21 protein-coding genes are annotated in these 20,631 nt (G+C 65.5%); 14 read left to right on the top strand and 7 right to left on the bottom strand.

Annotated elements, in window-relative coordinates; translation table 11 throughout:
- Window positions 1–26: 26 nt before the first annotated feature.
- Entirely contained in the window at window positions 27–278 is a 252-nt protein-coding gene (locus tag IC605_RS23275; RefSeq protein WP_216329482.1) for a hypothetical protein, read from the bottom strand.
- A 292-nt stretch (window positions 279–570) separates the two neighbouring features.
- Between IC605_RS23275 and IC605_RS23270 the strand changes: the two genes are divergently transcribed.
- On the top strand, window positions 571–960 hold the full coding sequence (locus IC605_RS23270) for a helix-turn-helix domain-containing protein (protein ID WP_216329480.1): 390 nt from the start codon (window positions 571–573) through the stop codon (window positions 958–960).
- Between the two features lie 66 nt (window positions 961–1,026).
- Here the strand turns inward: IC605_RS23270 and IC605_RS23265 are convergent, their stop codons facing one another.
- The 5 genes from IC605_RS23265 to IC605_RS23245 form a co-directional block, all read right to left on the bottom strand.
- Window positions 1,027–2,616, bottom strand: a complete 1,590-nt coding sequence (locus IC605_RS23265; protein WP_216329478.1) for a polymer-forming cytoskeletal protein — start codon at window positions 2,614–2,616, stop codon at window positions 1,027–1,029.
- Between the two features lie 46 nt (window positions 2,617–2,662).
- Window positions 2,663–3,151, bottom strand: a complete 489-nt coding sequence (moaC, locus tag IC605_RS23260) for a cyclic pyranopterin monophosphate synthase MoaC (protein WP_216329476.1) — start codon at window positions 3,149–3,151, stop codon at window positions 2,663–2,665.
- 2 nt (window positions 3,152–3,153) lie between these two features.
- Complete coding sequence (locus IC605_RS23255) at window positions 3,154–3,756, bottom strand: DUF177 domain-containing protein (RefSeq protein WP_216329474.1); 603 nt, start codon at window positions 3,754–3,756, stop codon at window positions 3,154–3,156.
- A 61-nt stretch (window positions 3,757–3,817) separates the two neighbouring features.
- The gene (locus tag IC605_RS23250) at window positions 3,818–4,378 is read right to left on the bottom strand and encodes a peroxiredoxin (protein ID WP_343216704.1); all 561 of its coding nucleotides are present in this window, start codon (window positions 4,376–4,378) and stop codon (window positions 3,818–3,820) included.
- Window positions 4,375–5,433 (bottom strand): glucose-1-phosphate thymidylyltransferase, encoded by a 1,059-nt coding sequence (locus IC605_RS23245; protein WP_216329473.1) that lies wholly within the window; start codon window positions 5,431–5,433, stop codon window positions 4,375–4,377. Before IC605_RS23245 ends, IC605_RS23250 begins: the two co-directional genes overlap by 4 nt.
- A gap of 353 nt (window positions 5,434–5,786) precedes the next feature.
- On the opposite strand from IC605_RS23245, the gene IC605_RS23240 reads away from it, so the two are divergent.
- The 13 genes from IC605_RS23240 to IC605_RS23180 all read left to right on the top strand — a co-directional run bounded on the left by IC605_RS23240 (window position 5,787) and on the right by IC605_RS23180 (window position 19,509).
- On the top strand, window positions 5,787–6,866 hold the full coding sequence (locus tag IC605_RS23240; RefSeq protein ID WP_216329471.1) for a mannose-1-phosphate guanylyltransferase: 1,080 nt from the start codon (window positions 5,787–5,789) through the stop codon (window positions 6,864–6,866).
- 2 nt (window positions 6,867–6,868) lie between these two features.
- Window positions 6,869–8,527, top strand: coding sequence for a tyrosine-protein kinase domain-containing protein (locus tag IC605_RS23235; protein ID WP_216329496.1), 1,659 nt, complete (start codon window positions 6,869–6,871; stop codon window positions 8,525–8,527).
- 2 nt (window positions 8,528–8,529) lie between these two features.
- A complete protein-coding gene (gene wbaP / locus IC605_RS23230; RefSeq protein ID WP_216329468.1) occupies window positions 8,530–9,972 on the top strand; it encodes an undecaprenyl-phosphate galactose phosphotransferase WbaP in 1,443 nt (480 codons plus the stop codon).
- The gene (locus IC605_RS23225; RefSeq protein WP_216329466.1) at window positions 9,969–11,249 is read left to right on the top strand and encodes an oligosaccharide flippase family protein; all 1,281 of its coding nucleotides are present in this window, start codon (window positions 9,969–9,971) and stop codon (window positions 11,247–11,249) included. The genes wbaP and IC605_RS23225 overlap by 4 nt, the downstream gene beginning before the upstream one ends.
- Window positions 11,250–11,311: 62 nt before the next feature.
- The gene (locus tag IC605_RS23220) at window positions 11,312–12,301 is read left to right on the top strand and encodes a glycosyltransferase family 4 protein (protein ID WP_216329465.1); all 990 of its coding nucleotides are present in this window, start codon (window positions 11,312–11,314) and stop codon (window positions 12,299–12,301) included.
- Window positions 12,291–13,523, top strand: a complete 1,233-nt coding sequence (locus IC605_RS23215) for a hypothetical protein (RefSeq protein WP_216329462.1) — start codon at window positions 12,291–12,293, stop codon at window positions 13,521–13,523. The genes IC605_RS23220 and IC605_RS23215 overlap by 11 nt, the downstream gene beginning before the upstream one ends.
- Window positions 13,520–14,443, top strand: coding sequence for a glycosyltransferase family 2 protein (locus IC605_RS23210; RefSeq protein ID WP_281416519.1), 924 nt, complete (start codon window positions 13,520–13,522; stop codon window positions 14,441–14,443). The genes IC605_RS23215 and IC605_RS23210 overlap by 4 nt, the downstream gene beginning before the upstream one ends.
- Before the next feature lie 29 nt (window positions 14,444–14,472).
- A complete protein-coding gene (locus IC605_RS23205; protein WP_216329458.1) occupies window positions 14,473–15,396 on the top strand; it encodes a glycosyltransferase family 2 protein in 924 nt (307 codons plus the stop codon).
- Entirely contained in the window at window positions 15,393–16,421 is a 1,029-nt protein-coding gene (gene rfbB / locus IC605_RS23200) for a dTDP-glucose 4,6-dehydratase (RefSeq protein ID WP_216329456.1), read from the top strand. Before IC605_RS23205 ends, rfbB begins: the two co-directional genes overlap by 4 nt.
- Window positions 16,418–17,332, top strand: coding sequence for a glucose-1-phosphate thymidylyltransferase RfbA (rfbA, locus tag IC605_RS23195; protein ID WP_216329454.1), 915 nt, complete (start codon window positions 16,418–16,420; stop codon window positions 17,330–17,332). Before rfbB ends, rfbA begins: the two co-directional genes overlap by 4 nt.
- Window positions 17,329–17,868: a dTDP-4-dehydrorhamnose 3,5-epimerase family protein gene (locus IC605_RS23190; protein WP_216329452.1), complete on the top strand. Its 540-nt coding sequence runs from the start codon at window positions 17,329–17,331 to the stop codon at window positions 17,866–17,868. Before rfbA ends, IC605_RS23190 begins: the two co-directional genes overlap by 4 nt.
- Complete coding sequence (locus tag IC605_RS23185; protein ID WP_216329450.1) at window positions 17,868–18,602, top strand: SDR family oxidoreductase; 735 nt, start codon at window positions 17,868–17,870, stop codon at window positions 18,600–18,602. Before IC605_RS23190 ends, IC605_RS23185 begins: the two co-directional genes overlap by 1 nt.
- Before the next feature lie 118 nt (window positions 18,603–18,720).
- Window positions 18,721–19,509 (top strand): hypothetical protein, encoded by a 789-nt coding sequence (locus tag IC605_RS23180; protein WP_216329448.1) that lies wholly within the window; start codon window positions 18,721–18,723, stop codon window positions 19,507–19,509.
- On the opposite strand, the gene IC605_RS23175 is transcribed toward IC605_RS23180, so the two are convergent.
- Entirely contained in the window at window positions 19,394–20,629 is a 1,236-nt protein-coding gene (locus tag IC605_RS23175) for an O-antigen ligase family protein (RefSeq protein ID WP_216329445.1), read from the bottom strand. The two genes, IC605_RS23180 and IC605_RS23175, sit on opposite strands and share 116 nt — an antisense overlap.
- Window positions 20,630–20,631 lie beyond the last annotated feature (2 nt).

The raw sequence follows: 20,631 nt of genomic DNA, 5'->3' as shown, positions 1-20,631 counted from the left end.
ACCCCGGCCCTCTGCCCTGCCCGTACCTACACCGCCTGCCTACGCTCCGCTTGGGTGACGAGGTAGGCGCGGGTCGCCCCCAGCCAAAGCTGGGCGAGCTCCTGGTGGGGGTGACCGCGCTCGCGCAGGGCGAGGTTCCCGACTGTGAGATGGCGCTCGACCCGGCGCACGGCCCCCAGCCCGCCCTCGTTCTCGGTCTCGATCAGGGTGTTGAGGACGGTGGTGGGGTGAACGTACCCGACCCGGATACTCTCGGCAATCATGTCCAGTGCGCGCATAGGCCGCCCTCCTCCTCGAATGCTCAGCCACAACCGGGCGTTGCGGCTGAGCTGCAAATTCATCCTTTGATTACGATAATAGCAGACTGTCTAAGGGGAGGCAAGAAGAAGAGGACCTGATTCTGTATTGACCGTACCGGGGGCCGGTGTTACACTCCGATCAAGGGTGGCCCATTCTGCCCACAGGCAACTGCCTTTGGCGGGTCGGCTCCGCCCCCAGGCGGCACACCTTCCCGTCCTGCCCGGCAGGAACCGGGGAGGCGAGGCGACGCCGCAGCCAAGGAGGTGAAAGATGAAACTGCACGAAAGACTCCGCGAACTGCGCAGCGAACGCGGGCTGCGGCTCAAGGACGTGGCCGAGACCGCCGGGATCAGCGTTCCGTACCTCAGCGACCTGGAGCGCGGGCGCACCAACCCCAGCCTGGAGACCCTCCAGACGCTGGCGGGGGCCTACACCATCACGGTGCACGACCTGCTCGAAGGCGTCGAGTTCTATGGCGACTCGACCGAGGGGGCGCTGCCCAAGGGGCTCGCCGACCTCGTGGCGGACCCCACGCTCGGCGGTCAGCTCACGCCCGACTGGGTTCGCACCCTGTCGCGTATCGAGCTGCGCGGCAAGCGTCCCCGCGACAAGCAGGACTGGTACGAGATCTACCTGCACCTCAAGCGCATCCTGAACTGAGCCCTTCAGGAGCGCGGAGTCGGAAGGGCCGGAGTGTGAATGCTCCGGCCCTGTCCCTTTTGTCCGCTACGCCCGCGCGCCTCTTCCCGCCTCCTGCCCCTGGCGGGTGAGGAGCAGGGTGCCCGCGCCCCACGCGCCGCCCACGAGCATTAGGGTGAGGGCCAGCGGCGGCACGCTCAGGGAGGCGGCGACGGTGCACAGCCCCAGCAGCGCGCCCACCGCGTCGGGGAGGGGCAGGCGCAGGCGGTAAGCGAGGGCGCGGCCCGCGTCGTAGGCGGTGACGCTCAGGCCGGTGGCGACGGTGAGCAGCGCGAAGGCGGTGGCGAGCAGCGCGGGCACGAGCAGCCCGACGAGCGCGAGCCCCAGCGCCGGGCCGATCAACACGGCGAGGGCGAGCACCCCGAGCGCGAGGGTCCGCAGCGGCGCGTGACGCTGGCGGCGGGCGAGCATGGGGGCGACCCCCGCCACGAACAGCAGCAGCAGCATGGCGCCCGTGAGCACCACGAAGACCCGGCTCCACGCCGCGCCCCCCAGCCAGCCCAGCAGGGGCCGGAAGGCGGTGGCGGTGGCGAGGCTCAGCCCGGGGGGCGGCGCCGTCTCCAGGGCGGTCGCGTCCCCCGGCGCGTGCCCCAGCAGGGCGTTCACCCGGCCCGACACCCGCGCGCCGGGCTCGCGCCGCACGTCGCCGAGGAGGGTGATCACCTCGCCGTCCACCCGGGCCCCGGGGGCGAGCGTCACGTGGCCGCCGACGGCGATGACGTTGCCGCTCACGGGACCGCGCACCGTCACGTCGTGCCCCACCGTCACGCCGCTGCGCCCGAAAGCCTCGTACAGGGGCGGCAGCGTCAGCACGGCGCACAGCACGAAGGCCCCCGCCCCGAACCGCTGCACGGCGGGCGTGGGCCGCCACGCGACGAGGACGCTCACGGCGAGCAGCAGGGCGAGCCCCACCCCCGCCAGCGGCGAGACCTGCGCCACCAGCGTCTGGAGGACCGTTGCCCCCGCCGCCAGATTCGGCCACGCGGTCGTGACCGCGAGCAGCGTCAGCCCCGCGAGCAGCCCCGACACCAGCAGCAGCGGCGCGGGGTTGTAAACGGGGGCCGGGGCGGCGTCCGGCACCGGGACCTGCGGCGCCGCCTCCCGGGCGATCCGCGAGGCCAGCGGCCCCGCCAACCCCACGGGCAGGGCCGGGGCAGGCCGGTCCAGCCGCGCCGCCCACGCGATCTCCGGGGCGACCCGTGGGGCCACGCCCGGCACCAGCGGGGGAGGGGCGAGGAGGGCCGCCATCCGCACCCGTTCCGCCACCTCCCCCGCCACGCTGCGGGCCGGACCGGGCGGGGGCGAGGCGGCCAGGCGCGCGTCCAGGGTCACCTCCGCCGCCACGAGCGCGGCCACCCGCCCGGGAAGACCGGGTGTGGCGGGGGCGTGCAGCCGCGCGCTCCACGAGATCTCCCCGGCGACCTCCGCCGCGCAAGGGTGCCGGGGCAGGGGACGTTCCAGGGCGCTCAGCGCGGCCGTCGTCCGGGCGAGACGGCGGCGGAGGTCCTCGACCTCCGGACGGTGACCGAGCTGAACGAGCCGCTCGCGCTCGGCGGGGGTGAGGTCTCCCTCCGCCTCGCAGTGCAGCAACTCCAACAGGTCGTGGTCCAGGGCCATACGATCCCTCTACGCGCGCTCGCCCGGCCGGGTTCCCGGCTCCTGCCTAGACGCCGGGCGCCCGGTAGTCGCCGCTCTTCCCGCCCGTCTTGGCGAGCAGGCGAATCCCCGTCACCTCGATGGCCTTGCTCGCCGCCTTGAGCATGTCGTAGACGTTGAGCGCCGCGACCGTGACGGCGGTGAGGGCCTCCATCTCCACCCCCGTGGGCGCGGTCGTGCGGACGGTGGCGACGACATGCACGCCCTGTTCCTCCAGCGTGACCTGCACGTCGGCGCCCGTGACGGGAATGGGGTGACACAGCAGCACGAGGTCGGCGGTGCGCTTGCTGCCCGCCAGCCCCGCCAGCCGGGCGACGGTCAGGGGGTCTCCCTTGGGGCCTGCGCCCGCCTCCAGCGCTGCCCGCGCCTCGGGGGGCAGGCGCACCCAGCCCTCGGCGGTCGCGGTGCGCGGGGTACTCGCCTTGCCGCTCACGTCCACCATGCGGGGCAGGCCGTCCCGGAAGTGGGTGAGTTCCGGCGCCTCTTGCCCGGCCACCCTCAGTCCTCCGGGAGCTTGAGGTCGCGCAGGGCGGCGAAGGGGTTCTGGGTGGCGTGCACCGACCCCTCCGGCGAGCCCAGCAGGTCGTCGATTTCCTCGACCGGGACCTGGGCCATGTGTTCGCAGGGCCCCTCGTTGAGGTCGTGGCCGCAGACCTGGCACAGGCCCTTGCAGTCGGGGGCGTGCAGGACGGTGAGGGGGGCTTGCAGCAGCGCCGTCTCCGCGAGGTAGGCGCTCAGGTCGAGGTCGGGGTCGCCGAAGACGAGGACCTCCTCGCCCGTCTCGGCCTCCTCCAGGTGCGGCTCGGCCACCGACGGGTCGTAGCGCAGCAGGGTGCCCAGCCGCAGGTCGAGGGGCACCTCCACGTCGCGCAGGCAGCGGGCGCACTCCATCACGAGGGTGGGGGCGAAGGTGCCCTGGAGGTACATCTCGTTTCCGCCGAGCGGGTTGACATCGACCCGGAAGGGCGCGGGCCGCACGAAGCGCAGGGTCTGGGTCTCGCTGCCCTGCTCGTAGCTGAGGTGACCCAGGCTCCCCGCCGCGTGAGCGTCCGAAGACGTCCGCAGCAGCGAACCCAGGTGAAGACGGGGCGTATCGGTCATCCCCCCATGATAGGCCCGCCGCCCCCCCGTCACCGCGTTCCCGGCACGCTCCGGCCGCGCCTCAGGCGGGGTGCGCCTCCAGCCACGCGAGCACATCCGCCGCGTTCCGGTCGGGCGGGAAGACGGGGGAAAAGACGTGCTCGACCCCCCCATCCCGCACGATCAGCGTCACCCGCCGCAGCAGGGTCATCCCGTCCGCCGTGAAGGTGGGGAGCCCCAGCGCCCGGGTGAAGTCCAGCCCCGCGTCCGAGAGCAGGGGGAAGGGGAGGTGCAGCCGCCCCGCCGCCTCCCGCTGGTACGCCGAATCCTGGGTGCTCAGCCCGAAGACGCGGGCCCCCGCCGCCCGCAGCTCGGCGTGGTGGTCGCGGAAGGCGCAGGACTGCGGCGTGCAGCCGCGCGCGCCCGGGATCACGTCCCAGCTCGTCGGCAGGGGTTCTCCGGGGCGCCCGGTGCGCGGGTAGGCGTAGAGCACGGTTCGCCCCGGCAGGGCGGACACGTCCACCACACTCCCGTCCGTCGCGGTCAGGGAGACGGGCGGCAGCCGCCTGCCCGGCAGGTGGTCGCAGGCGCCGTCGTCCACCGGGGCCACCAACCCTTCGGGAAGGCGCCTAAGGTCGGTCACGCCAGTTCGACCACGCTGGCGTCCGAGAGGGTGAGCTTGTGGGTGCTCGGCACCTTGCGCCCGCCGCGCACCTGGGCGCGCACGCCGATCAGGCAGTCCTGGAGGCGGGTGCTCAGGCACTCGATCCGCGCCTCGGCGTCGATGACGCTGTGCTCGACCTCGGCGTTGCGGATCACGCTGTCACGCCCGATGCTCGTGAAGGGGCCGATGTAGGCGTCCTCGATGATCACGCCCTCGCCGAGCATCACCGGCCCGACGATCTTGCTGCGGATCACCTGGGCCGAGGCGGGGACGACCACCCGGCCCGTGAGGCGCGAGTCGGTGACGGTGCCCTGCACGTCGAGTTCGATGCGCTCGAGTAGCAGCCGGTTGGCGTCGAGGAGGTCGAGGGGGCGGCCCGTGTCCTTCCACCAGCCCTCCACCCGCTGCCCGAGGACCGCCCCGCCCCGGTCGATCAGCCCCTGGATCGCGTCGGTGATCTCGTACTCGCCGCGCGCCGAGGGGGGCAGGTGTTCGAGAATCCCGAAGACCTCGGGCGTGAAGCAGTACAGCCCCGCCACCGCGAGGTTGCTCGGCGGATTCTTGGGCTTCTCCACGAGGCGGGTGATGCGCTCGCCGTCGAGCTCGGCCACCCCGAACGCGGTGGGGTCGGGCACCTCCACCAGGGCGATCAGGGCGGTGGGCCGCTCCCGGCGAAACCGGTCCACGAAGGGCCGCGCGCCGAACTCGAAGAGGTTGTCGCCCAGGTACACGCAGAAATCGTCCCCGCCCACCCACTCGCGCGCCATCATGACGGCGTGGCCCAGGCCGAGCTGCTCGTGCTGGTCGATCAGGGTGACCTCGATCCCCTCGACCTTGCGCAGGGCGTCCCCGATCTCCTCACGGGTGACTTCCGAGACGATCACGCCGATCTGGGTGATTCCGGCGTCGGCGAGCGTGCGGGTGGCGTGCCGGATGATGGGCTGGCCCGCGACACGCAGCACGGGCTTGGGACGGGTAAAGGTCAACGGGCGGAGCCGGGTGCCCAGGCCCGCAGCGGGGATGATCGCCTTCATATGCTGGGCAGTGTAGGCCCTCACCCCTTCACCGGGTCGTGAGGGAAGGCTCACCCCCGGCCCCCACCCCCTCACGGGCGGCCGCCCTTCACGGCTTGAGCGCCAAGCTGACCGGAGGCTGAGTACGGGGTGAGGGCGGCCCTGCTCGGCATTCCCCAAGGGTTGGCTCTCTTGCTATAACGTTCAGGTGATGGCCCCGCTGGGGCAGCTTCTTCAGGAGACGCGATGAGAAATTCTAGACGGGGTCTGGCGGCACGACGTGCAGGTCGCGGACCGATGCGAAATGTCGAGACGTCCCGGGCCGGGCCACAGGGCGGCCGGGAACAGGGTCTCTGGGTCTGGGGCGCCCGGGTATGACGGCGTTCGTCCCGGTCATTCTGGCGGGCGGCAGCGGCGAGCGGTTCTGGCCGCTCTCGCGCCGCAACCGCCCCAAACAATTCCTGACCCTCGACGAGACGGGGCGCAGCCTGCTTCAGGCGACGAGCGACCGCCTGTGCCGGGTGAGCGGGGAACCCGAGAGTGTGATGGTCGTGACGGGCGGCGACGACCGCACCCAGGTCCTCGACCACCTGCCAGACATGCCCGTCGAGAATCTGCTCGTGGAGCCCGTGGCGCGTGACACCGCTCCCGCCGTGCTCTACGCCGCGCTGCGGCTGGCGCAGGAGCACCCGCAGGCGGTGATGGGAGTCTTTCCGGCGGACCACCGCGTGACCGACGCCGAGGCCTTCGACCGGGTGATGCGCCGGGCCATCGAGGTCGCCGACGCGACTGGGCGGCTCGTCACCATCGGGATCACCCCCACCTACCCGGCCACGGGCTACGGCTACATCCAGGCGGGTGAGGAACTGCTGGGCGGCGACCTGCCCGCCTACGCGGTGAGCCGCTTCACGGAAAAACCCGACGCGGAGAGGGCCCAGGCCTTCCTCGCCGACGGCCGCTACACCTGGAACAGCGGCATGTTCCTCTGGCGGGTGGATTCGGTCCTCGCCGCCTTCGAGCGGCACCAGCCCGAGATGTACACGCGCCTGAGGGAGGCGGTGGGCCAGGGCCGCTCGCTCGCGGGCGTGCGTGCCGTTTTCCCGACGCTGGAGAAGATCAGCATCGACTACGCCATTCTGGAGAAGTCCGACCAGGTGGTCGTGATCCCGGCCGAGTTCGGCTGGGACGACCTGGGCGACTGGAATGCGCTGGAGCGGCTTCTCAAGACCGAGAACGCGAACGTGGCGGTCGGGCGGCATGTGGGCCTGGACACCGGGGGAGCCATCCTCTACACCACCCAGGGCGACGACCTGATCGCCACCATCGGGCTGGAGGACGTGGTGGTCGTGCGCACCGCCGAGGTGACGCTGGTCGTGCGCAAGGACCGCACCCAGGACATCAAGAAGGTCGTGCAGCAGCTCAAGGCGCACCCGGAACTGGAGCGCTTCGCGTGATCATGCAACGGGACCCGGAGGTCTACCCGGCGGGCCGCTCCGGACGCGAGGCGGAAAACGAGGTCGATCTCGGAACGCTGTGGCACGGCGTCCGGCGGCGCTTCCCCGCGATCCTGCTCACGGCGCTGGCGCTGGCACTCGCGGTGTACCTCTGGTCGCGGGCCCAGCCCGACGTGTACGAGGCCTCGTCCAGCCTGATCACCACCGGCAACGGTGACGTGGGTACCCTGCGCGACTCGCAGGTGACCGCCCCGCCCCTTCCGGAGGGGGCCCTTCAGGAGGCGTTGCAGGGCCCCATCGTGCTCGGCGAGGTGATCCGGCGGGTGCGGGCCGAGCTCCAACTGGCGCCCGCCGTGCGCAGCGAGATTGCGGGCGACTTGCAAGAGGAGCTGCAAAAGCGCGACGTGCGCACGGTCGAGCTGCTCAGCCGCCTCGATCCGGGCGGCAACGGCATCTACACCGTGACGGCCCAGGGGCCGAGCGCCCAGGCGGCCACCCTGCTCGCCGACATCACCGCGCAGGCGCTGCTGAACTGGGACCAGGGCCGGGCCCTGCGGGGCGTCCAGCGCGCCGAGGCGAGCCTGCGCGCCCAGCTCGCGGAGGTCGACCGTCAGCTCGCGGCGGGCACCCTGAGTGACCTGGAGCGCCAGACCCTGGTGGCGGCCCGCGCCAGCGCCCAGCGCAACCTCGCCCAGGCGACGATCCAGGCCGAGGGCGCGACCGGCTCGCTCGAACTCGTCGCACCCGCCGTGCCCCCGCTCGAACCCGTCGCCCCCAAGCCGCTGCGCAACGCCGTCCTGACCGGGCTGCTCGTGCTGCTGCTGGGGGCCGGGATCGCGGCGCTGCGCACCGTCCTCGACCGCACCGTCCGCAGCGAGGAGGACCTGCTGAACTTCGGGCTGCCCACGCTGGGCTCGATTCCCCGGCTGCGCCGCCGCGACGTGGTCTTCAGCGGCATCGTGCGGGCGGCGCGGCAGGCCGGGCTCTACGAGGCGGTGGGGTTCCTGCGGGTCAACCTCTTGGGCCGTCTGGGCAACCAGCCCGGCAGACGGGTGATGATCTCCTCCACCGTGCCCGGCGAGGGCAAGAGCAGCCTCACCGCCACCCTGGCGGACGGTCTGGCGGAGAGCGGCAAGCGGGTGTTGATCATCGACGCGGACCTGCGCCGGGGCACCCAGCAGGAGGTGTGGGACAAGTACGAGCGCGAGCACGTCTGGCACCAGCTCAGCGGGACGGGCGGGGCACGGACCTTTCAAGACGCCCTGCGCGCCCCCGAGAACGTTCAGGTGATGGAGGCGGAGCAGGGGGTCCACGTGCTGCCCGCCGGTCCGGGACTGCACGACAGCCTGACCCTGCTCAACCGCCCCGACCTCGGGAGTCTGCTGGGTCGCTGGGGTCAGCACTACGACCTCGTGCTCATCGACAGCCCGCCTCTGCTGGCCATCGCCGACGCGCTTGTCATCGGCAAGCACGCCGACGCGGTGCTGCTCGTCACCGAGGAGGGCAAGACGAGCCTCCAGGCGGTGCGGCAGGTGCTGCGGCGGGCGCAGGGCGCGGGGCTGGCGGTGATGGGCTTTATCATCAACAAGGTGGACGCCTCCAACCAGGAGGTCCGGACCTACGGCTACGGCTACGCTCCCCGCACCAAGGAAGCCCGTTGATCATGAGCGTTCAACGCTCCGCCCCCGCGCCGCTCGCCCGCGCCGGCCAGCGCGCCGCGCCGGCCTGGCTGCGAAGTCTGTTTCAATCGCTGGCGCTGATCCTGGGGGACGCGGCGAGCGTGCTGCTGGCCCACGCCCTGACCAATGCCCTGCTCAGCTTCACGGATCAAGGCCGGGTCAGCCTGAAAACCACGTTGATCTGGCTGGGGGTCTGGCTGCTGTGGCGAACCTACCAGGGACTGTATCCGGGGTATGGCCGTTCGCCCCAGACGGAACTGCGCCTGCATACCACCGGCACGCTGCAAATCGCGGTCGTGCAGGTCGCCGCCGCCTTCGCCCTGCCCCGTTTTGCGCCCAGCGCCATCGGCGTGGTGATGGAATGGGCCCTCGCGCTACCCCTGGCCCTGCTCGTGCGGTACGCGGTGCGCGGCCTGCTGGTCGGGGCGGGCCGGTATGGCCGGGCCGTCAGCGTGATCGGGGCCGGGCACACCGCCGCGCTGACCATTGCCCACCTTCAGACCCACCCCTCCTACGGCCTGAAGCCGGTCGCCGCGTATGACGACAATCCCGCGCTGCACGGCCGCCGGGTTCACGGGGTTCCGGTGATCGGACCGATTGACCTCGCGCTCGCCGAGCCCCGCACCGAGCAGGCGATCATCTCGATTCCCAGCGCCCGCGCCGAGACCCAGAAGCGGATCGTCAACAGCGTGTACAGCGCGTTTCCCATCACCTGGGTGATTCCCGACCTGTTCGGGGTGCCCAACCAGGCCCTCCAGCCGCACAACATCGGCAGCCTCGCCAGCGTGGAGATTCGCAACAACCTGCGCAGCCTCCAGGCGCGCGGCATCAAGCGGACCCTGGACCTCGTTGGCGCCGGGGTGGGGGGACTGTTGATCCTCCCCGCGCTGGTGCTGATCGCGCTCGCCATCCGGCTCGACAGCCCCGGCCCCATCGTCTACCGGGCCCGCCGTCTGGGCCGTGACGGGCGGTCCTTCGACTGCTTCAAGTTCCGCTCGATGCATCAGGACGCCGAGGCCCGGCTGGGGGAGATGCTCGACGCCGACGCGGACCTTCGCGCCGAATTCGAGGCGACCCACAAGCTCAAGGACGACCCGCGCGTGACCCGGGCGGGTGCTTTCCTGCGCAAGACCAGCCTCGACGAGCTCCCGCAGCTCGCCAACGTGCTGCTGGGGACCATGAGTCTGGTCGGACCGCGCCCCATCGTGCAGGCCGAGGTCTGCAAGTACGGGGATATCTACGCCGTGTACAAGCAGGTGCGGCCCGGCATGACCGGCTACTGGCAGGCCAACGGCCGCAGCGACACGAGCTACGAGGAACGGGTGGGGATGGACCACTTCTACATCACCAACTGGAGCCCGTGGCTGGATATGGTGATCCTGCTCCAGACGGTGCGGGTGGTCATTCGGGGGAAGGGTGCATATTGAGAGCCAAACCCAGAAGCGCTGACGTTGCTCGCAATGCCGGTGCCCTCTACATCGTCCAGATTGCCAATTATGTCATACCGCTTTTTCTCCTTCCCTTCCTGGCCAACACCCTGGGTGTCGTTGGTTATGGGCGGCTGGCGACCCTTCAGACGATTGCCACCTACGGGCTGGTCCTGACTGACTATGGGTTTCAACTGTCGGCGACGCGTAAGGTAGCGGCGATGTTGGAGCAGGGTCAGGAGGTGCAGGACGTGTACGTGAATGTGATGTCCTCCCGGATAATCCTGGCGCTCCTCGCCACCGTGGGGATGTGTCTGGCCGTGAGCTTTATTCCCTATCTGAAGCTGACGCCCTCGATAGCCCTGGCTCTCGGGATCCTGGTTCTGGGGAATGCTTTGACTCCGCTGTGGCTCTTTCAGGGCTACCAACGCATGACGCTGGTAAGTGTGGTGGTGCTGTCGGCGAGGGTGAGTGCGGCTGCCCTGACGTTGGCGCTGGTGCGCTCGGCTCAGGACGTAGGTGTGGCCCTCTGGGCGCAGACACTCGGGACCGCTTTGCCTGTTGGCCTCGCGCTGTGGAGGGCGGGGCAACTGACTCCCCGCCGAGGTGCCCGCCCTTCCCTGGCCGGTATGCGGACCGAATTGTCGGACGGCTGGCCTATTTTCCAGACCGCGATTTTCAGCACCCTCCTGACCAACTCGGGGATTCTGGTGCTCGGCGCCACGGCGGGAGCCCAAGTCGCCGGAGGTTATGCGGCAGTGGAGCGTGTAGGCAAAGGGGTCGCCAGCATGCTCACGCCTGTGACTCAGACTATCTACCCGCGTGTGAGCGCCAGCTTCACGGCCTCGTACCAAGAAGGCCTGTCTGTTCTCCGGCGGTTTGGTCTTCCTCTCCTGACATTATCAATCGTGTTGGCCGCCCTGATGATCGTAACGACAGAGCTGGGCGGTGTGGAGTGGTTATTTGGTGCCGATTACAGGCGATTTGCCAATGTTCTTTTCGTGCTCAGTCCCTGGGTGGTCTTTGGCGTGTTAAACAATCTGTTGGGAATCCAGTATCTCACCAATGTCGGGGAAGCGTCCTGGTACGCGACCGCCTTCACAATCAGCAGCCTGTTCGCCTTTGCGATGTTCTTGGTTCTGTCCCACCGTCTATCTTTCTGGGGCGTAGCCTGTGGATTGGTGATTGGCGAATTGACGCTTGCTGTCCTCCTGGGGTGGCGGGTTTGGTCTCATTGGAAACAAAGGCGACAGGTAGGTGTTCCAGGGATTTTATGATGAAAGTTTTATTTATAACCCGGCCCGACGCCCTTACGCGTCCTGGGGGAGACACTATTCAGTTGCAAAAGACGGCGGCTGCTCTGGAAGCGTTGGGCGTCCAGGTCCGGCTTGGTCAACCGACCGCCGAGAGTCTGAAGTGGTCGGATATCGTGCATGTCTTTAACGCCCAGACGCCCAGAAGTTCCCTGCCGGCTTTGCGTGCGGCCCGTCATGCCGGTAAGCCCACAGTTTTCTCCACGATATGGTGGGATTTGAGTCACGCACAACAGAGCAGCCTGCTCTCCAGCTTCTTCGGTGTTCCCAACCCACTCTGGGCGTTGAGTCATCCGTTTTTCCGGGTAGCTGTGAAGACCTTCCGCTCGGGGTGGTTGTCGGAGATACGAGACACCATCAGGGCGGCCGATCTCCTGTTGCCTAATTCGGAGGAAGAGATGAGGTGCCTGCGGCGGGACTTCGGCATTAACCTGCCTCCTCACCGTGTTGTGATGAATGCGGTGGACACCGGCATCTTCAGGCCGGAGCCCTCAGCCAGAAGAGCAGGGGTCATCTGCTGTGCGCGCATAGAGCCAACCAAAAACCAGCTTGCCCTGATACGCGCGGTGGCAAAGATGCCCGACGTGAAGTTGACCCTGATTGGCCGGGCAGGTCATCATCTAAGATATAACCAACGCGTGAGGGCCGAGGCGGCCAGACACAACGTCACTTTGATAGAAGATCATCTGCCACAGGAGGAGATGGTCAAGCTTATGCACGAGCATACAGTCCATGCCTTACCCTCTTTTCGGGAATCTCCCGGGCTGAGTAGCTTGGAAGCCCTGGCTTCCGGGCTCAAGATCGTCGTGTCATCCCGGGAATTCTGCCCGGTCGATACCTATTTCGGCAACTGGTTAGAGGAACATGTTTTCGTGTGCACGCCGTACAGCGTAGTGAGCTTGAGGGCAGCCTTAATAAAAGCCCTCTCCCAGAACCTTCCCGCTCCACCCTTCCCACCTTCTCTGACCTGGCCTGACGTAGGGCAAAAAACTTTGGAAGCGTATAATGAGTTATAAGAAGCCCTTCGCGCTGGTATTCAATCCCATCTGGATCATCAGCCTTCAGACTGTGCTCGCCCTTGTTCTGATCTGGGGGAAATCGTCATTCACCTTTGCATATGTTGTTTTCGTTTCGATTCCAGCAATCGTATATTTAGTCTATGCGCTCCTGTGGGAGCGCCTGGCTAGTAGGCTCAAGGTACCCGCTTCTACTGTCTTTGGTCCGTTGGTATGGAAAGCATCCGTTGTCTTGATAGTAATGGTCTCCCTGGGAAATATACTTCTTATAGGGCAACTTGTGGAGTTGTACGGCGGTTTGACCAACGCCATTGCAAATTTCGGCCGTACCCAATTTATCATCGATGTGCAGTATAATGCTCCCAGGACGGTCAGTTATCTCATCAGTTTAAATTACATTCTGCCTGTGGCTGTTGTGCCGTTAGTACTGCATAAAGGCATCCGCTCGTCACTTCTTATGCTGGCGCTACCTGTAATGCTTCTGTTCGCTGCCTCCAACCTATATGGAGCTCGGATCCTCTTCTTGGATACCCTTGTCTCCATTATGCTAACATCGGCCCTACTTTCGAGGTTGCGTGTCAGACTACTTATGGGTTTGCTTATCTCTGGTGTGCTCCTTATTGTTGGGGTGGCCGGGTTACAGGCGGCACGGTATGGAGATAACCTTGGGCGTGGCTTCGAGGAAATGGGAAAGTACTACTCTGTATCGCTCAGTCATGGCTCGACGATTGTCTCGCAGAATAGAACCGGTCAGCCCCTATATTGGACCTTGAGGTCCACGTTTGGTGTTCCTCTTCTTAGTGAGGCCTTTGGTACGCAGGCGGTCTATGAGGGTGTATTTGGTCATGTTCCTATCAAAAGCAGGGAGGATGATTTCGCGTATGCCGCACGCCTAGGCGTGGACCCGCGTTATAATACATTCAGCATTTACGGATATTCCTTCCTAGACCTTGGTGTATGGGGGTTATTTGTAATCCTATTTTCGTACCTATTCATACATTATTTGTACAGTCTTTACATTTCACTAAACCCCTGGGGAGTCCTATTGTACCCAGCGCTGTATGCACTACTGCTCGATCAACTCAGAACAAACAGCATCTTTTCAACGAGAGTGGTGTATTTTATCATTACAACCATCATACTTATATTTATCCATAAATTATCAACAGCTTACAGAAGCAGGGTCGGTAGGGGAGTTTTTTCACTTAGGAAGGCACAATGAGATCACAGATTGACAGACAGATAGTCCTTGCTACCTACAATGGTGAACGGTTTTTGGAACAGCAACTCGAAAGTATTTTGTCTCAGATGGGTGAACGTGATGAGCTGCTGGTGCACGATGACGGGTCCACGGATGGAACCCAGGAGCTGCTCAGAAGGATCGCGGGACGGGAGAGCATGGTCCGCCTATTGGTCCATCCTCCTGCTGGAGGACCCAAGGAGAACTTCGCGTTCCTGCTGGGCCAGACCTCGGCACGTTATGTCTACTGTGCGGACCAGGACGACGTGTGGATGCCGGGTAAACTCGACCGGTTCGAACAGGTTATCCAATTCTATGAAAGCGTCTATGGTGTGGATACTCCTCTGCTTGTTCACAGTGATTTGAGTCTTATAGATGAGGCAGGCAGTCCCATATCTGATTCACTCTGGTCCTACCAGGCAATAGATCCACGCTGGGGAGACCATTTTAACTTGATCGTGACCCAGAACGCTGTGACTGGCTGCGCAATGATGGTTAATCGGGCGCTCTTGAAGGTAGCTCTGCCGATCCCCTATCGAGCCGTGATGCATGATTGGTGGCTGGCGATGGTTGCTTGTGCGTTCGGTAAGGTCGTCTGGCTTCCCGAGGTGACGGTATTGTATAGGCAGCACCGTGACAATAATGTAGGGGCCAAACGTTTTGCAATCAATCCGGTAAAACAGTCTCAGTACAGAGAACAGATCAGGACTTCTTTGCTGGAGAGTACGGCACAGGCAGGTGCCTTCGCCCAGCGTTATGTCGACAGTTCCTGGGTAGAATTGGCGAGAATCTACTCCGAGTTGCCGAATTTATCTTACCCTTCACGCCGTTATTCTCTCGTCAGGCACAAGTTTTTCAAGTCCGGTCTTCTGAAAAATCTTGCCTGGGTGCTTTTTGTATGAGTAACGTTAGTCGAAGTAGACAGTCTATTATGGTCGTTGTGCCTACCCTTAATGCCACTCCTCATATACTTAATTTGACTTCTGCACTTTCTATACAGACCTATCTTCCGGAACGAGTTCTTTTTATCGACTCTGAGTCAAGCGACGGGAGTGCGGCGATGCTGGAAGGGATCGGTTACACTGTTGTGCGCATCCCCAAAGCGTTCTTCAATCATGGTGGGACCCGTAACCTCGGTGCTCGCCTTGCGGTCGGCTCCGATATTCTGGTTTTTCTGACCCAGGACGCCCATGCGGTTGACGAAAGATGGCTTGAGAAGTTGGTCGGCCCCATCGTGTCCGGGGAAGCGGTGGCGACCTTCGCCCGTCAGCTCCCCAGGCCGGAGGCGTCTTTGCTGGAGAAGTTCTCGCGTTATTTCAACTACCCAGATACCAGCCGGACTCGCGATGAGGCAGATATCACCCGTATGGGCATTAAGGCCTTCTTCTTTTCCAACGTCTGCTCAGCCGTTCGGGTGGACACCTTCTGGAGCGTGGGCGGTTTTCCGGAACACGTGATCATGAATGAGGACATGACACTGGCCGCTAGACTTCTACGGGCTGGACACCGTATCAGGTACGTCGCGGAGGCCGAAGTCATCCATTCACATGACTACACCCTCAAGCAGCAGTTCCGTCGCAACTTCGATGTGGGAGCTTTTCTGGCTGATGCCGGACCAGAGCTGGCGGGAGCTAGAGTGAGTGGTGAAGGACTCCGATTTGTATATGAGCAGGTTCGGTACGTCCTGAGACATGGGCGGGTTGAGCTGCTACCGCGGGTGGTTGCCGAAGCCGCAGCCAAGTTCACAGGCTTCCAGGTGGGTAAGCGTCACCGGATGCTTTCTCTGTCCATCAAGAAAAAGCTGAGTATGCACAGCTACCACTGGGACCAGCAGAAGACAAAGGAGAAGTTGTGAAGAACCTGCTCGTGACGGGAGGCTGCGGTTTTATTGGCAGCAACTTCGTGCGTTACTGGCTGGGCCAGCATCCGGAAAGCCGCGTCGTCGTGTACGACAAGCTAACCTACGCGGGCCGGAAGGAAAACCTGCATGACCTGTGGGACCACCCGAACCTCTCGCTGGTGGTGGGCGACATCGCAGACCTGGGCAGCGTGCGCGCCGCCTGCCGGGAGAACGCCACCGACCTGATCGTCAATTTCGCCGCCGAGACGCATGTGGATCAGAGCATTCTGGGGCCGCTCGTCTTCACAGACACGAACGTGCGCGGCACCCACGTCCTGCTGGAGGTGGCCCGCGAGCTGGGTCTCCGGCTGCACCACATCAGCACCGACGAGGTGTACGGCCACATCCCCGACGGCCACCAGAGCGTCGAGACCGATCCCCTCGCCCCTCGCAGCCCCTACGCGGCGAGCAAGGCGGCGGCAGATCAGCTCGTGCAGGCGTACCACATTACCTACGGCCTGCCCGTGACGATCACGCGCGGCGCGAACAACGTGGGGCCGTACCAGTACCCGGAGAAGGCGGTGCCGCTGTTCAGCACGAACGCCATCCTCGGCGAGCCGCTGCCCGTCTACGGCGACGGGCGGCAGATGCGCGACTACGCTCACGTGTACGACCACTGCACCGGGATCGAGACGGTCCTGCTCCACGGCGAAATCGGCGAGGTCTACAACGTCGGCACGGGCCGCGAGATGACCAACCTGGAGATGGTGGACATCGTGCTGGAGACGCTGGGCGCCAGTCGTGATCTTGTGCGCCACGTCACCGACCGCCCGGGGCACGACCGCCGCTACTCCATGAACGTGGACAGACTGAGGGCGCTGGGCTGGGCGCCGAGGTACGACCCCCGGCAGGCCGTGGCCGAGGCGGCACGCTGGTACGCCCAGAACCGCCCTTGGTGGGAAAAGGTCCGCAGCGGCGAGTTCCGCGAGTACTACGACCGGCAGTACGCCGAGCGTCTGGCGGGGAACACGGGCCGATGACGGGTGAACCTGTGGGCGGCGCCTCTTCTCGCCGGGGCATCATCCTGGCGGGGGGCAGCGGCACGCGGCTCTACCCGGCGACCCTGGCGGTCTCCAAACAACTCCTCCCCATCTACGACAAGCCGATGATCTATTACCCGCTCACCACCCTGATGCTGGGCGGCATCCGCGACATCCTCGTCATCTCAACGCCCGAGGACACGCCGCGCTTCCGGCAACTCCTGGGGGACGGATCGCAGTGGGGCCTGCGGCTGGAGTACGCCGTGCAGCCCGAGCCGGGGGGGCTGGCGCAGGCCTTCCTGATCGGCGAGGACTTCGTGGCGGGGCAGGGGAGTGCCCTGATCCTGGGGGACAACATCTTTTACGGCAACGAGCTCTCGGACCTGATGCAGGCGGCCAGCCGCAGGCCCCTGGGCGCGACCGTCTTCGCCTATCAGGTCAGGGACCCCGAACGCTACGGGGTGGTGGAGTTCGACGAGGCGGGCCGGGCGCTGTCCATCGAGGAGAAACCCGCCGTCCCGAAGTCGGACTTCGCGGTGACCGGGCTGTACTACTACGACCACAACGTGGTGGAGATCGTCAGGGGGCTGCGGCCCTCACCGCGCGGGGAACTGGAGATCACCGACGTGAACACGGCGTACCTGCGAGAAGGGCTGCTCGACGTGCAGGTGATGAGCCGGGGCTTCGCGTGGCTCGACACCGGCACCCACGAGAGTATGTTGGAGGCCAGCCACTTCATCCAGACCATCGAGCACCGCCAGGGCCTCAAGATCGCCTCGCCCGAGGAGGTCGCGTGGCGGCACGGCTGGATCAGCACCGAGGCCCTGTGCGAGCAGGGGCAGCGCCTCGCCAAGAACCAGTACGGGCGCTACCTCCTCAAGCTCGCCCGGGAAGGCAGGACGCACCCATGAAGATCGAGCTGGCCCCCGAATTCACAGACATCCTCAAGTTCGAGACCTACCCGCCCGCGCCCCAGATCGGGGGCGTCTGGACGCACGCCCTCCGCAAGAACCGGAGCGAGAACGGCGCCTTCATGGAGTACCTGCGGCTGGGGGAGGAAGGGGTGCAGGGCCTCCCCGGAGCCCTGGTGCCCCGCCAGATCAGCGTGTCGTGGGCGGCGCCGGGACGGGTGAACGCCTTTCATATTCACGTCAAAGAAGAGCAGAACGAGGTCTGGTGTGTGATCGGCGGGCAACTGACCGTCTGGCTGGTGGACTGCCGGGCCGGGAGCCCCACCCTCGGCGTGCGGCGCAAGCTGGTCCTCAGCGGCGAGCAGCCCACGCTGGTGCACATTCCCAGCGGCGTGGCGCACGGCTACCAGGCCGGAAACGACGGCGCCACCCTGCTCTACAGCATGGACGCCCAGTTCAACATCGAAGACCCCAACGAGGGCCGTCTCCCCTGGAATCACTTCGGGGAGGACCTGTGGGCCGAGGACCGGGGCTGATGAGAATTCTGCTGACGGGCGGAAGCGGGCGGTTGGGAACGGAACTGCGCACCCTCCTGCCGGACATCGTGGCCCCCACGAGCGCCGAGCTGGACGTGACGGACGCGGCGAGCGTCATGAGGGCCGTGGAGCGCGAGCGACCCGAGGTGATCGTCCACGCCGCCGCCTACACCAACGTGGGCGGGGCCGAGCGGGAGCGGGAGAGCTGCTGGCGGGTGAACGTGGTCGGCACCCGTCACGTGGCCGCCGCCGCCAACACGGTCGGGGCCAAGCTCGTCCACATCAGCACGGACTACGTGTTTCACGGCGAAACGGGAAACTACCGCGAGGACGACACGCCCGGCCCCGTGGTGAACTACTACTCGCTGACCAAGCTCGTTGCGGAGGAGGCGGCCCGCGCGGCGCGGCGGCACCTGATTCTGCGCACCAGCTTCCGCCCGCGCGAGTTCCAGTACCCGGTGGCCTTCAGCGACGTGTTCACGGGGCAGGACTACGTGGACGTGATCGCGCCGCAGGTCGCCTTGGCGGTCCGCCACGCCCCCGAGATCACCGACGAGGTGCTGCATATCGTCACCGAGCGTAAGAGCGTGTACGACCTCGCCAGGAGGAGGAAGCCTGACGTGCGGGAAGGCTCGCGGGCGCAGGCGGGCGTGACGCTGCCGGGGGACGTGAGTCTGAACACGGAACGGTGGGTGGCGTTGAGAGCGATGCTGAGTAGCCATGCCCACGGGTGAGCACAGGGCAGAAGACCTCAACACCAGTGTTCCGCAGGATTGGAGCCTGAGCGGGTTTTCAAGCCCACAACCTGAAGGCGACACCCACTACCGTCTCCCTCTCGCTACACAAACGGCCTTGACCTTTCCGACCTCGGAAATATTGTACGTTCAATACCGCTATCAAGTTCACGCGCCTGTCACCGAGGTGACAGGCCGAGTCTTCCTCAACGGTCGGTTGCTCGATACATACACCTTCCCGAAGGGGAGATATACGAACAGAGAGCTGGGCGCCTTCACCCACGCCGGTCGAAACGAGTTGACCATTGAATACCAGTGTGGCTCCACCATTTGTAAATATGGAACTGTCAAGCAATTCTGGACGCGGCTTACTCTGACTTCGCCTTTACGGAACGAGGCTCAGACTGACGTAGGGTTAGGTGTTGAACACTGGTGGCTGGATGCTCCGCAGAGTCTTCTGACCATTCAGGGCACTGGACCGCTGGTATCGGACGGCCTCAACTACTACCGTAACGTCGAGTCGAATAGTTTTTCCCTTGAATGGCCGAAGGATATAAAACCCGTAGACGCCTTTTTTGAGATCAACGCGAAAGAACCTTTCCGTGTGACGACCCGTGTGGACGATATGGTGGTGTCCATTAAAAGTGGAGACCAGCAAACAGGGGTCAGGCCCTCAGTTTCGTTGATGGCTTTTCCACAGGCGAGCCACATCAACGTGCAGGTCGATTGTCTTTCGGGAACACAGGGTTGTGGCTATCTGTATTTCACGCGAATCACTGTGATGCAGAAGCCTACGGCGATGGCCTCGTCTGGCTGGTTGCTGGCCGGAGGAATTCTGCTCCTTTTAATATCCGCGTTGTGGTGGGGGTTGAATCTGCCGCCCTTCGTCCGGAAGCGACCAGCGTGAGCCCCACCGCCGCCCACCACAGCTCCGCGAAGTGCGGGCTGGGCAGGGCAGCTACCACGTCCACCACGTTCATGGCCGTGAAGCCGAACAGCAGGGCGAGCGTCAGGGGATCACGGGTGAGCACGGCACACCACAGGGCGTAGCCCATGATGGTGATCAGCCCGAGTGTTCCGACGATTCCAGTCTCCAGCAGCCAGTGCAGCCAGACGTTATGGGCGATCAGCCACACGCTCGACCAGCGGCTGACCGACTCCGGACAGGAGATATCGTTGCGCTCCAGCGTGGGCGTGAGCTGGCACCCGTCTTTGAAGAGAAAGGTCAGGTACGGTCCTCCCTGGTAGGGGCCGACGCCGCCGACGGGACTGGTCTGCCAGCCCTGCACGGCCTCTCGCCAGACCTGCTCGCGCCCGCTGGTCTGGTCGTTGAGCAGCCGTTCCACAGGCTCCAGCGGGACCTTGAGGGTGCTCGTCAGGGCCGCCAGCGCGAGCACGAGAACGCCCGGCACCAGCACCCACCAGCGCCGTTGCCGTCCCGTCAGGCCCAGCGCCGCCAAGCTTCCCACCACCAGCGCCAGCAACGGCCCCCGGCTCCCGGCGGCGAGAAAGGTCACGACGGCGAGCGCGCCTGCGGGAACACGCCACCACAGCCGCCCTCCCCGCCAGAACACCGTGATCCACAGGGCCACGACCGCGACGAGCCCCAGCGACACGATGTAGTAGTAGGGGTGCCCCAGCCGCTCCTGCACTCCCGCGAAACCCTGGGTGGCGAGCGTATACCCCCAGGCCGTCACGAAGATGACGAGTTGGCCCCACAGCAGGGGCCGGAGATTGCGACTGTCGCGCAGGTACGCTCCCGCCGCGATCATGGCGAGGATCAGCAGGGTGCGCCCGGCGGCCAACCCCAGCGAGATCAGGGGCCGGGGGGTGAACAGGGCCGCGACGAGTTGAGTGCCCGCGAAGAAGAACAGCACCCACCGGGCGGCGAGCGGCAGGGTCCGCAGCCTGCCCAGGCAGCCCAGTGCGGCCAGGTACAGCGGTGGGAAGACCGGGACCAGCGCAATCAGCCAGCTCACCCACCCCGGCGGCGTGAAGGCGGGCTGCTCTGCCGGGGTCTGCGTCACGC

This window comes from Deinococcus aestuarii (assembly GCF_018863415.1).
Classification (GTDB): domain Bacteria; phylum Deinococcota; class Deinococci; order Deinococcales; family Deinococcaceae; genus Deinococcus; species Deinococcus aestuarii.
Note: the sequence above shows the minus strand (reverse complement) of the source record. Positions and strands in the feature narration are given on the sequence as shown.

Excerpts from the sequence above, each read along its gene's own strand:
- IC605_RS23215 (WP_216329462.1), top strand. The coding sequence starts at position 12,291 with ATGAGTTATAAGAAGCCCTTCGCGCTGGTATTCAATCCCATCTGGATC.
- IC605_RS23210 (WP_281416519.1), top strand. The coding sequence starts at position 13,520 with ATGAGATCACAGATTGACAGACAGATAGTCCTTGCTACCTACAATGGT.
- IC605_RS23235 (WP_216329496.1), top strand. The coding sequence starts at position 6,869 with ATGCAACGGGACCCGGAGGTCTACCCGGCGGGCCGCTCCGGACGCGAG.
- IC605_RS23270 (WP_216329480.1), top strand. The coding sequence starts at position 571 with ATGAAACTGCACGAAAGACTCCGCGAACTGCGCAGCGAACGCGGGCTG.
- IC605_RS23265 (WP_216329478.1), bottom strand. The coding sequence starts at position 2,616 with ATGGCCCTGGACCACGACCTGTTGGAGTTGCTGCACTGCGAGGCGGAG.
- rfbA (WP_216329454.1), top strand. The coding sequence starts at position 16,418 with ATGACGGGTGAACCTGTGGGCGGCGCCTCTTCTCGCCGGGGCATCATC.
- IC605_RS23245 (WP_216329473.1), bottom strand. The coding sequence starts at position 5,433 with ATGAAGGCGATCATCCCCGCTGCGGGCCTGGGCACCCGGCTCCGCCCG.
- IC605_RS23185 (WP_216329450.1), top strand. The coding sequence starts at position 17,868 with ATGAGAATTCTGCTGACGGGCGGAAGCGGGCGGTTGGGAACGGAACTG.
- IC605_RS23240 (WP_216329471.1), top strand. The coding sequence starts at position 5,787 with ATGACGGCGTTCGTCCCGGTCATTCTGGCGGGCGGCAGCGGCGAGCGG.
- IC605_RS23190 (WP_216329452.1), top strand. The coding sequence starts at position 17,329 with ATGAAGATCGAGCTGGCCCCCGAATTCACAGACATCCTCAAGTTCGAG.
- IC605_RS23275 (WP_216329482.1), bottom strand. The coding sequence starts at position 278 with ATGCGCGCACTGGACATGATTGCCGAGAGTATCCGGGTCGGGTACGTT.
- wbaP (WP_216329468.1), top strand. The coding sequence starts at position 8,530 with ATGAGCGTTCAACGCTCCGCCCCCGCGCCGCTCGCCCGCGCCGGCCAG.
- IC605_RS23255 (WP_216329474.1), bottom strand. The coding sequence starts at position 3,756 with ATGACCGATACGCCCCGTCTTCACCTGGGTTCGCTGCTGCGGACGTCT.
- IC605_RS23205 (WP_216329458.1), top strand. The coding sequence starts at position 14,473 with ATGGTCGTTGTGCCTACCCTTAATGCCACTCCTCATATACTTAATTTG.